At 71.9% G+C, this 10,678-nt stretch carries 10 protein-coding genes and 2 pseudogenes; 2 read left to right on the top strand and 10 right to left on the bottom strand.

Annotated elements, in window-relative coordinates; genetic code table 11:
- The 6 genes and pseudogenes from NH287_RS14020 to NH287_RS13995 all read right to left on the bottom strand — a co-directional run.
- Nucleotides 1–215 (bottom strand): annotated as a pseudogene (locus NH287_RS14020) (glycosyl transferase); the annotation flags it as partial.
- Between the two features lie 19 nt (nt 216–234).
- Nucleotides 235–1,689, bottom strand: coding sequence for an LCP family protein (locus tag NH287_RS14015; protein WP_253036106.1), 1,455 nt, complete (start codon nt 1,687–1,689; stop codon nt 235–237).
- Between the two features lie 25 nt (nt 1,690–1,714).
- Nucleotides 1,715–2,182: a 5-(carboxyamino)imidazole ribonucleotide mutase gene (gene purE / locus NH287_RS14010; RefSeq protein ID WP_253036107.1), complete on the bottom strand. Its 468-nt coding sequence runs from the start codon at nt 2,180–2,182 to the stop codon at nt 1,715–1,717.
- A 97-nt stretch (nt 2,183–2,279) separates the two neighbouring features.
- Nucleotides 2,280–3,407, bottom strand: coding sequence for a 5-(carboxyamino)imidazole ribonucleotide synthase (locus NH287_RS14005; protein ID WP_253036105.1), 1,128 nt, complete (start codon nt 3,405–3,407; stop codon nt 2,280–2,282).
- A 55-nt stretch (nt 3,408–3,462) separates the two neighbouring features.
- On the bottom strand, nt 3,463–4,017 hold the full coding sequence (locus tag NH287_RS14000; RefSeq protein ID WP_253036104.1) for a PH domain-containing protein: 555 nt from the start codon (nt 4,015–4,017) through the stop codon (nt 3,463–3,465).
- A 51-nt stretch (nt 4,018–4,068) separates the two neighbouring features.
- Nucleotides 4,069–4,851, bottom strand: coding sequence for a biotin--[acetyl-CoA-carboxylase] ligase (locus NH287_RS13995; protein ID WP_253036103.1), 783 nt, complete (start codon nt 4,849–4,851; stop codon nt 4,069–4,071).
- Between the two features lie 139 nt (nt 4,852–4,990).
- Between NH287_RS13995 and NH287_RS13990 the strand changes: the two genes are divergently transcribed.
- A complete protein-coding gene (locus NH287_RS13990; protein ID WP_374209393.1) occupies nt 4,991–6,580 on the top strand; it encodes an acyl-CoA carboxylase subunit beta in 1,590 nt (529 codons plus the stop codon).
- Nucleotides 6,577–6,807, top strand: coding sequence for an acyl-CoA carboxylase subunit epsilon (locus NH287_RS13985; protein WP_253036102.1), 231 nt, complete (start codon nt 6,577–6,579; stop codon nt 6,805–6,807). The genes NH287_RS13990 and NH287_RS13985 overlap by 4 nt, the downstream gene beginning before the upstream one ends.
- A 217-nt stretch (nt 6,808–7,024) precedes the next feature.
- Here the strand turns inward: NH287_RS13985 and NH287_RS13980 are convergent, their stop codons facing one another.
- The 4 genes and pseudogenes from NH287_RS13980 to NH287_RS13965 all read right to left on the bottom strand — a co-directional run.
- On the bottom strand, nt 7,025–8,110 hold the full coding sequence (locus tag NH287_RS13980) for a hypothetical protein (protein ID WP_253036101.1): 1,086 nt from the start codon (nt 8,108–8,110) through the stop codon (nt 7,025–7,027).
- Entirely contained in the window at nt 8,107–9,321 is a 1,215-nt protein-coding gene (locus NH287_RS13975; protein WP_253036100.1) for an ATP-binding protein, read from the bottom strand. The genes NH287_RS13980 and NH287_RS13975 overlap by 4 nt, the downstream gene beginning before the upstream one ends.
- Nucleotides 9,311–9,967, bottom strand: coding sequence for a response regulator transcription factor (locus NH287_RS13970; protein ID WP_253036099.1), 657 nt, complete (start codon nt 9,965–9,967; stop codon nt 9,311–9,313). The genes NH287_RS13975 and NH287_RS13970 overlap by 11 nt, the downstream gene beginning before the upstream one ends.
- A 16-nt stretch (nt 9,968–9,983) precedes the next feature.
- Nucleotides 9,984–10,678, bottom strand: a pseudogene (locus tag NH287_RS13965) (class I SAM-dependent RNA methyltransferase); the annotation flags it as partial.

The raw sequence follows: 10,678 nt of genomic DNA, 5'->3' as shown, positions 1-10,678 counted from the left end.
GCGGCCGCGGAGCCGACGGGCAGGCGATCGGCGGCCGCCACGCCCTGCGCGGCCAGGGTGTCGTCCCCCGCGTCGCTGGGGACGATCGCGCGCACCTCGCATCCGGTGGGCGCCGTCGTGACCAGCGCGGCGGCCAGCTCCCGGGCGGCAGTCGCGAGGTCGGGCCCGGTGCCGGGAGCGGACGGGTCGAACACGACCCGCAGTGTGGTCGTCATCGGAACTCCCCCTGTGCGCTCACGGCGCGGTCGTCGGTGTCGGCGTCGGCGGGTGCAGGAGCGCCTGGACCTCGCCGCGAATCTTCGCCCAGTCCTCGGCGGTGGGGTCCTCCGGATCGATGCCGACCCCCTTCGGCGTCAGCTCGAGGTCCTGGACCTTCTGGTCCTTCGCCTTCACGCCGAGATCGACGAGGAAGGGGAGCAGGGACTCCGGGATGTCGGTCTGCACGAGGTTCTTGCCCGCCGCCACGACCTCGCTGAAGCGGGTCGCGACCGTCGACGGGGTCGCCTGGGCGAGGATCGCGGTCTGGAGCTCCCGCTGGCGCCGCATCCGGTCCCAGTCGCTGGTCGTGTACCGCGATCGCGCGTACCACTGCGCGGTCTCGCCGTCCATGACCTGGGTGCCCTTCTCGATCCATCCGGTCGCCCATTCCTCGGCGGGCTGACCCTCGAAGCGCGGGCCGGGGCCTTCGGGGAGGCGTTCCTTGACCGTGATCTCCACGCCGCCGAGCGCGTCGACGAGGTCGGCGAACCCGTGCATGTCGATGAAGATGTGGTACGGGATCTCGATGCCGAGGATCCCCTCCGCGGCGTCCTTCGTCGCTTCGACGGCCGGGGTCGAATTCTGCGTGGCGGCATCGGGGTAGAGGCTCGCCCCGCGATCCTCGCGGCACACCTCGACGGCGTTCATCAGCTGGTTGATGCCCGACGACCACCCGCACGTCGACGAGGTGTGGCCCTCGAACCCGTCGGGGTACAGGTCGCGCATCGGCCCGTCCGAGAAGGGGACGTGACGGAGGTCGCGCGGGATGCCGAAGATCGTCACCGCGCCGGAGTCCGCGTTCACCGACACCACCGAGATGCTGTCGAAGCGCATGGAGTCGCGTCCCTGCCCGCTGTCGGCGCCGAGCAGGAGGAAGTTGTAGTAGCCGTCCGACGGGGGCACGCTCGGGCCGGAGGCGAAGATCGACAGCCCGGAGCGCAGCGGCGCGACGACCCATTGGGCCGTGTATGCGGCCGCCGAGGCGGGAACGAGCGCGAGGACCAGCGCGACGATCGACACGGCGGCGCGGGTGCGTCCGGGCACGCGCCGCAGCCGAGCGAGCCGGAGCGTGTCGATCGTCAGGACGACCCACAGCGCGGCGTACGCCCAGAGCAGCACCTGCGCGAAGGTCAGCGTCCACCACGATGCGACGAGGGTCGTCAGCATCGAGCGCCACATCAGCGCCAGGAGCACCGTCGTGAAGAGGAACACCCACATCACGATCGTCGAGATGAGGCCGACGCGGCCCAGACGTCGACCACCCGCGAGGATCTGCGCGGACCCGGGAAGGAGGAAGTTGGATGCCACGAGCCACCACGCGCGCCGCGACATCATGCCGGGGGCCGAGGCATCGGGGTTGCGGAGCGGACGCTCTTCGACGAGAGCACGGCCGGGCGACGAGGTCGCCCGCGGCGGGCTCAGGACGCTCACCGGAGCTCCCCCACCGGGCGGCGGCTCACAGGGAGTCCTTCAGGCGGCGGTTCTTCTCCTCAACCTGCACTTCGAGGTCGGCGGCGTAGGCGGCGACGCGGTCGGCGACCTCGGGATCGGCCGAGCCGAGCAGGCGCACGGCGAGCAGGCCCGCGTTCTTCGCCCCGTTGATCGAGACCGTCGCGACGGGGATGCCGGCGGGCATCTGCACGATGCTCAGCAGGGAGTCGAGGCCGTCGAGGGTGGACAGCTGCACCGGAACGCCGATGACCGGGAGCGTCGTGACCGAGGCGAGCATGCCCGGCAGGTGCGCCGCGCCGCCGGCACCGGCGATGATCGCGCGCAGGCCCCGCCCACGCGCCTCGCGGCCGTAGCGCAGCAGCTTGTCGGGCGTGCGGTGGGCGGACACCACCTCGACCTCGTGAGGGATGCCGAAGTCGGTCAGCGCCTGCGACGCGTCGGACATCACACGCCAGTCCGAATCGGATCCCATCACGACGCCGATGAGCGGAGCGGTCGATGAGTGCAGGGGGCTGTTCACCCGATCAAGGCTAGGCGCGCGAGCCTGGAGAACTCCGGAACGGCACGGGTCAATCGAGGAAGAACGCCGCCGCCGCGCGCGCTTCGTAGACGACCGTGTCGAGGTCGTCCCCGGCCACGTTGACGTGCCCGACTTTGCGCCCGGGGCGGGGGTCCTTCCCGTACGTGTGGACCTTCGCCGAGGGGTGCGCGGCGAGCGCGTCGGGGAGCCGCTCACCGAGGGTCCCCTCGGCCGGGCCGCCGAGGATGTTGACCATGACGGCGTGCGGTGCGCGCATCGCGGTGTCGCCCAGCGGCAGGTCGAGGACGGCGCGCAGGTGCTGCTCGAACTGGCTCGTGATGGAGCCGTCCTGGGTCCAGTGCCCGCTGTTGTGCGGACGCATGGCGAGCTCGTTCACGAGGAGCCGCTCGTCGCCGGTCTGGAACAGTTCGACGGCGAGCATGCCCGTCACCCCCAGGCCCGTCGCGATCGCCTCGCCGATCTCGGCGGCGACGTCCGCGAGGCGGCCGGCGGAGTGCGGTGCCGGCGCGATCGCCTCGGCGCACACGCCGCCCTGCTGCACCGTCTCGACGACCGGGTAGACGAGGAGTTCGCCCGAGGGACGGCGGGCGACCTGCTGGGCGAGCTCACGGGTGAAGGGGACGAGTTCCTCGGCGAGCAGCGCCGCTCCGTCCGCCAGGCGGTCGAGCCAGTCGGCGGCCTCGGCGGAGGAGGAGACGACGCGCACACCCTTGCCGTCGTATCCGCCGCGCGGCGTCTTCACAACGGCGCGGCCGCCGTGGTCGGCGATGAAGGCGTCGAGGGCCGCGGCATCCGTCACGGCAGCCCAGTCGGGCTGCGGCAGACCGAGCTCGGCGAGCTTCGTGCGCATGTCGATCTTGTCCTGCGCGTAGGCGAGCGCGTCGGGACCGGGGTGTACGGCGACACCGGCGTCCACGAGGCCGCGCAGCACGTCCTGCGGGACGTGCTCGTGGTCGAAGGTGATGACATCGACGTCCTTCGCGAACGCGAGGACGGTGTCGAGGTCGCGGTAATCGCCGACCGCGGTCGCCGCGAGAGCGGCGGACATCCCGGGCTCCTCCGCGAGGACCCGGACGCCGAGTCCCAGTTCCACAGCGGGCGCGATCATCATCCGCGCGAGCTGACCGCCTCCGACGATTCCGACCTGCAGTGCCATGCGTCTCCTCCCGACCCCGACATTCTCGCGCATCCGGGCGGGCGCCCGCAGACGCTCAGTCGTCCGTCGCGATGACCGGGACGCTGTGCGAGTCGCGGTGGGCGAGGATCTGGCTGACTTCGACCTGGTCCGACAGCGTCTCGTGCACGAGACGGACCGAGGGGACATCGACGAGCCGCACCGGTTCGTCGACCCCGTTGGCGAGGATCAGGGTGCCGCTCCCCCACAGCCGCTGCACCGGACCCCGCCGTTCGGAAATGGTGTAGCCGCGGGCGTGCGGGATGTCGACGCGGCGACGCTGGACGAGACCCGTCCGCTCGATGACGCGCCGCGTGGTCACGGTGTAGGTGTGCGACAACCACCGCAAATAGGGCACGGCTGCGAGCAGCAGCACCACGAGCCCGGCGGCGGCCCACAGCATCCAGTCCTCCCACGGCGACGGGAGGTTGCCGCTGACGTAGCCCGTCGTCCCCGCCACGGCGATGAGCACGATCGCAGGCCACAGCAGTCGGCGTCCGTGCCGGCGGAAGCGCGCGATCACGAGCTCGGGTGCGGCGGCACCCGGAGCGGGCGTCCGCGGACGACCCGGATACGCGGTCGGCTGGCTCACGGGACCATCATGGCGCGACGACGGATGCCGGGTGCGCCGACGCGCCCACCGTCACCGGACGTGCACGACGTCGCCGGCGGACACGACGTGCGCGACGCCCGCGGCCTCGACCACCAGTCGCCCCTCATCGTCGATGCCGGTCGCCCTGCCGATGAGGGAGGAACCGTCGGGAAGGGAGACGGAGACGTCGCTGCCGACAGTCGTGCACGCGTCGCGGACCGCCTTCGTCGCAAGGCCCGCGGCGGTGCCGCCCACGGCGAGGTCGGCGATCCCGTCGCGGAGTCTCGTGAGGTAGTCCGCGAGCAGCTGATCCTCGTCGGCGGTGCGGCCGAGTGCCGCGAACGAGGTGGCGGTCGGCACCGGCAGTTCCGCGGCGGTCATCCGGGTGTTGACGCCCGCTCCCACCACGACGGCGTGCGGATCGCCGGGCATGACCTCGGCGAGGATGCCGCAGATCTTGAGGCCCCCGACGAGGACGTCGTTCGGCCACTTGAGTCCGACCTCGCGGTCCTCCAGCTGCGCCCGGACGGCCGCGGTCATCGCCGCGCCCGCGATGAGGGGGATCCACCCCCGCTGCGCGACGGGGACCGCCTCGACCCGCAGCAGGGCCGACACCGCGAGCGCGGAATCCGGCGGCGTGACCCACGTGCGGTCGAGGCGACCGCGGCCGGCCGTCTGGTCGCGGGTCACCACGGCGGAGAGGTGCGGATGACCGTCGGGGTCGTCGAAGGCGTCCTTCAGGAGCTTCTTGTTGGTCGAGTCGACGCTCGGGGCGACGTGGAGGCGGGGGCTGACCGCGGCGGCGCGGGGATAACCGTTCTCGGGGATCGACATGCCGCCCACCCTAGACGCGGCCGCGTCGAGCGCCGGGCGGCTTGACAGCCGACATCCTGAGGGATGCCACAGCGGATCCGCGCGGCGATTGTCGCCTGTATCCAACGCCGCCGGGACCGCGCTCGCTAGGGTGGAACGCGTGACCGATCAGCCCGACCTCTTCACGACCGCCGGCAAGATCGCCGACCTCCGTGCCCGCTACGAAGAAGCCGTCGTCTCCGCCGAGGAGACCGCCCGCGCCAAGCAGGGCGCGAAGGGGAAGCTCACCGCCCGCCAGCGGATCGAACTGCTCGTCGACCCGGGCTCCTTCGTCGAACTCGACGAGTACGTCCGGCACCGGACGACCGCCTTCGGCATGGACCGCTCCCGCCCCTACGGCGATTCGGTCGTCACGGGGACCGGCACGATCCACGGCCGCACGGTCGCGGTGTACTCGCAGGACTTCACGACCTTCGGCGGATCGCTCGGCGAGGTGGCCGGCGAGAAGATCATCAAGGTCATGGAGTTGGCGCTGCGCAGCGGCATCCCTATCATCGGCATCCTCGACTCCGGCGGCGCGCGCATCCAGGAGGGTGTGGTCGCGCTCGGCAAGTACGGCGAGATCTTCCGCCTGAACACCGCGGCCTCGGGCGTCATCCCGCAGATCTCGCTGATCATGGGACCCGCCGCCGGCGGCGCGGTCTACTCCCCCGCCCTCACCGACTTCGTGATCATGGTCGACAAGACGAGCCAGATGTTCGTCACCGGCCCCGATGTCATCAAGACCGTCACCGGCGAGGACGTCGGCATGGAGGAGCTCGGCGGCGCGCACACCCACAACACCCGCTCGGGTGTCGCGCACTACCTCGCCGAGGACGAGGACGACGCGATCGACTACGCGCGCACCCTCATCAGCTTCCTGCCCGACAACAACATGTCGGATGCCCCGGGGTACGAGTCCGGCTTCGAGTTCGAGACGACCGACTCCGATCGCGTCCTCAACACGGTCATCCCGGACTCCCCCAACCAGCCCTACGACATCCACGAGGTCATCTCGCACATCGTCGACGCGGGCGACTTCCTCGAGGTCCAGCCGCTGTTCGCGCCGAACATCGTCATCGGCTTCGGTCGCATCGAGGGGCGGACGGTTGGCATCATCGCGAACCAGCCGTCGCAGATGGCGGGAACGCTCAACATCGACGCGGGCGAGAAGGCGAGCAGGTTCGTCCGGTTCTGCGACGCGTTCTCGATCCCGATCCTCACCCTCGTCGACGTCCCCGGCTACCTCCCCGGCACCGACCAGGAGTGGACCGGCGTCATCCGTCGCGGCGCGAAGCTGCTCTACGCCTATGCGGAGGCGACCGTCCCGCTCGTCACCGTGATCCTCCGCAAGGCCTACGGCGGCGCGTACATCGTGATGGGCTCCAAGCAGCTCGGCGCCGACATCAACCTCGCGTGGCCGACCGCCGAGATCGCCGTCATGGGCGGTCAGGGTGCGGTCAACATCCTGTACCGCGGCGAGATCAAGCGCGCCGAGGAAGCCGGCGAGGACGTCGCCGCCGTGCGCACCCGCCTCGCCAACGAGTACACGTACAACGTCGCCTCCCCCTTCCTCGCCGCCGAACGCGGTGAGCTCGACGGGATCATCGAGCCGGCGCAGACCCGCGTCGCCGTCGCGAAGGCGCTGCGCGCCCTCCGCGGCAAGCGGGCGAGCCAGCCGGCCAAGAAGCACGGGAACATTCCGCTGTGAGCGAGTCGGACGACGCACGCCCGGATGCGACGCACCTCCAGGTGCGGCGCGGTTCGGCGACTCCCGAGGAGATCGCCGCGGTGATCGCCGTCGTCAGCGAGTCGCTGGCCCAGGAGGCGAGCACCGCGGTCGCGGACGAGCCGACCGTGTCGGCGTGGCGGATCTCGGCCCGCGGCGTCGGGAACGATCTGCGTCGCGACGTGCCGTGGGGCCGGTGGGCGGGCTGACGCCCGATTTGTCCCCCAAAGTACCTACAGACACGCTTTTCGCGATCAGAGAGACTAATAGCGCTGGAACGCTTCTGCGTTCTGTCGATCCGTATCCCTCAGAGCGCGGATCGGCATGTGCGGGTCGGTTTTCGGGTAACCACTCGCATGGCGAGGGGCGGGCGGCTTCGCCGCCCCTCGCCTCTTCTTTTCGGCGCGTCCTTTCGGCGCGGTGCCGTCAGGACGTCGGGCGATCGACCACCGGGCGCGGATGCGCGATCTCGTGCCAGAGGTCGACGACCTCGTCACCGTCCGGGTCGTCGCGTCGGCGGGACCGGCCCACGACCGTGACCGCGACGCGAGGGTGCGGCGACGTGCGGATGTAGATCCGCTCCGACGAGGCGCCGCGGAGGGCGTCGGCGAGCTCGGCTCGGATGCGGTCGAGCGCGGCCGGGCCGGCGGCATCCAATCCCCCCTCATCGAGGACGGTGACGGTGCTGCCGCGCAGCCGCGCCTCCTGCAGCCGCGCACGCACGGCCTCGTCGAGCAGGCGCGGCCCGCGCAGCTCGTCACGCAGGGATCCCTCCGCCAGCCGCGCCCTCTCGCGCTCGTCGGGCTCGAGGTCGCCGTCGGACTCGATCGTGCGGATGAGGAGGGGGCCGGCGACGGCGAGTGCCTGCTGCACGCGGACGCGACGCTCCCGTCGACGGCCCTCCTGGCTCGCGAGCCACTCGAAGGAGCGGCGCTGGATGCCGGTGAGTTCCGCCGTGTCGACGGCCGCCCGGTCGACCAATCGCGTCAGGAGCTGCGCGGCGACGACCCAGACGGCGGCGCCGACGAGTCCGAGGGCGAGGGAATCGAAGATGCCGATCCAGAACGACGACGACACCCCGAGCAGGACCACACCGATCCACGCCACGAGCGGTCGGCGCCGGACGACGACGACCGTCAGGAGCGCCCCGATGCCGCCGAGGCTCCACGTGGCGAAGGTCGCGCGACGGAGGTCCTCGCCGACCGCCGCCCAGGTCGCGAACGGCACGACGACCGCTGTGCCGAGGACCAGCAGGCACAGCCACAGCGGCAGCGAGGCACCGCGCGGAAGGCCGTCCGCGTCCGCCGCGACCGGAGCCGTCGCCGTCGGAGCCGACCGCGGCGTGAAGCCCCAGAACACGCAGAGCCAGGTGGTGACGAGGTACAGCGACAGGGCGGCGATGAACAGCGCCGGCTGCGCCACCGGCGCGGTCCACACGAGTCCGCCGACGGCGAGGTAGGCGGTGAAGACGACCGCGACGATCGAGAGTCCCGTCTGGACGCGCACGTTCATCGCGGGTACTCCCAGCGCAGTTCGGCCACGGTGCCCCGGCGCGAGCTGCGCACGAGCGCCTGCCCGCCCACCGCCGCGGTGCGGGCGACGATCGAGCCGCTGATGCCCAGGCGGTCCTCGGGGACGGCTTGGACGTCGAAGCCCGTGCCCGCGTCGACGACCCGGACGATGACCCGACGGTCGTCGGCGCTCACGTCGACGTACAGTCCGACCGCGTCGGCGTGTTCGACGGCGTTGACGATCGCCTGATCGGCAGCGAGGACGAGGGCGCGTGCGACCCGTCCCGGAAGCCGCGGAGCCCGCGGATCGACGGTGACGCGCAGGTCGAGGTCGAGATCGTGTTCCGCGGCCGCCCGGCGCAACCCGTCGACGATGAACGCCGGGTCGACCGGCTCGTCCGGGCCCTCCTCGGCTTCCCGGTCGGCGTTGGCGAGGCGGGTGAGCGCGTCACGTGCCATGCCCACGGCGAGATCGCGCTCGCGCGGCGTCGAGGCGCGCTCGGCAGCGATGAGCGCGGCGAGCACGCTGTCGTGCATGAGGGCAGCGACCGAGATCCGCTCCTGCTCCACCGCGTCGGCGGCGGCCGCCGCCGCGTACGAACGGACCGCTTCCTCGCGGGTGCGATCGAGGCGCTCGGCGAGCAGGCGCAGCATCCACCCGATCATGATCATGACGACGGCGAGGATGATCGCGTAGACCACCTGACGCGAGACGAGGATGACGCTCGCGCCGTCGACCCCGATCTGGATCAGTCGGACGACCCCGTAGAGGACCGGGACGAGGCCGCACCACACGTACTGCAACCACAGCGGGAAGACGAGGGCGGTCGCCACCGTCGCGACGTTGAGGAGGTACCAGATCCAGGGCTCCGCCGCCGCGCCGCCCTCCCGCCCCGCGGTCGCGAGCGGCCAGACGACCAGGACGAGCGGGAACACGATCGCGAAGACGGCGGCGGGCGCCCGGTAGAAGCGTCCGGCGACGCCGGCGGCGATCATGAGCGCCAGCGGGCCGAAGGTGACGACGCTGAGCACGAGGTTCCACGTCGGCGTCTCCTGCGTGGAACCGATCGCGTGGAACAGGGACTGGAAGCCCAGGATGGCGCATCCCACCGAGACGACGAGCGCGAGGATGCGCTCGACCCTCTCGCGGGAGAAGAAGGTCGAGTCGGGCGGGATCGTCAGCGTTCCCGCCGGTGCGACCTCAGCTGCCACCGGGTTCCTCCGCGACCAGGCCGTCCTCCATCGCGCGCCGCAGCAGATCCACCTTGGTGGGGGCGGGCCGACCGACCTCCACGTACTTCACGCGGACGCGGGTGATGTTCTCCTTCGCCGTCGAGTAGGCCACCCCGAGTCGCTCGGCGACCGTCTTGAGGGGCAGACCGGCGGCGTACAGACGCAGCACGTCGCGCTCGCGCGAGGAGAGCTGCGCGTCGGCGAAGGCCCGGTCGCCGTCGACGGCGGACGCCCACTCGACGTTGTCGAGCGCATGACCGCGGGCGACCGTGTCGATCGCCGCGATGACGTCGTCGATGCGCGACGCCTTGCTCACCACGCCCGCAGCCCCCGCGACCAGCGCCTCGCGGACGGCGGCCGGGCGATCGGCCACGCTGTGGATGATGACCGGCGAGCCGTCGTGGACGAGGCGGGTCACGTTCTCGGTCACGGTGGCCCCGTCCCCGAGCATGAGGTCGAGGACGACGACGTCCGCGGGGTTCTCCTGCGTGAGCGTCCGCCAATCGAGGTAGGCGGCCACGCTCTCGCCCGAGAAGACGACGCGCAGGTGGTCCGTGCGGCTGCACGCGGCCTCGAGGCCGAGACGCACGGATTCGTGGTCGTCGATCAAGGCGACGCGGATCATGCGCTCACCCTAGCCGTCACCGCGTCAACACGGCGATCGCCTCGACGTGGTGCGAGTGCGGGAAGAGGTCGAAGGCCCGCACCGCGGGCGTCGTGTATCCGTGCGCGGCGAAGGTGCCGAGGTCGCGGGCGAGGGCGACGGGGTCGCACGCGACGTAGACGATGCGCGCCGGTGAGAGGTCGACGAGCTGTTCGACGACGTCGCGTCCGGCGCCGGCGCGGGGCGGGTCGAGGACCACGGTGCCGCGCGCGAGCCGGGCGCGCTGCGCGGGGGTGGCCGTCTGGACGAGGTTTCCGAGCCACCGGTCGACCCGGCCGGTCTCCGCGCGGGCTCCGATCCACGCGGCGAGGTTCTCCCCCGCGTGCTCGGTCGCGCGGGCGTCGGACTCCACCGAGGTGATCCGGGTGGCGGGACCGCCGACATCGGCGACGGATGCGGCGAGCAGCCCGACCCCGCCGTAGAGATCGAGGTGCCATCCGTCGGGGTCGACGGCATCCGCGACGGCGTCGGCGACCGCGTCGTGCAGGGTGCCGGCGGCGAGGCGGTGGACCTGCCAGAAGCCGCCCGCATCGACGCGGAACTCCCGGTCGCCGACGGTCTCGACCACGACCTCCCGGGCCGCGGGGTCGACCGGCGCCGGGCGCCGGGAACGGCCGGGCTCGGCACGCGGGATCACGCGCACGCGCCCGTCGCCGGGCTGCACGAGGTCGA

It is taken from the genome of Microbacterium sp. CnD16-F (assembly GCF_024124465.1).
Classification (GTDB): Bacteria; Actinomycetota; Actinomycetes; order Actinomycetales; family Microbacteriaceae; genus Microbacterium; species Microbacterium gawkjiense.
Note: the sequence above shows the minus strand (reverse complement) of the source record. Positions and strands in the feature narration are given on the sequence as shown.

Coding starts and splice junctions, on each gene's coding strand:
- NH287_RS14005 (WP_253036105.1), bottom strand. CDS start 3,407: ATGGCACTGCAGGTCGGAATCGTCGGAGGCGGTCAGCTCGCGCGGATG.
- NH287_RS13970 (WP_253036099.1), bottom strand. CDS start 9,967: ATGATCCGCGTCGCCTTGATCGACGACCACGAATCCGTGCGTCTCGGC.
- NH287_RS13995 (WP_253036103.1), bottom strand. CDS start 4,851: ATGTCGATCCCCGAGAACGGTTATCCCCGCGCCGCCGCGGTCAGCCCC.
- purE (WP_253036107.1), bottom strand. CDS start 2,182: ATGGGATCCGATTCGGACTGGCGTGTGATGTCCGACGCGTCGCAGGCG.
- NH287_RS13980 (WP_253036101.1), bottom strand. CDS start 8,110: ATGAACGTGCGCGTCCAGACGGGACTCTCGATCGTCGCGGTCGTCTTC.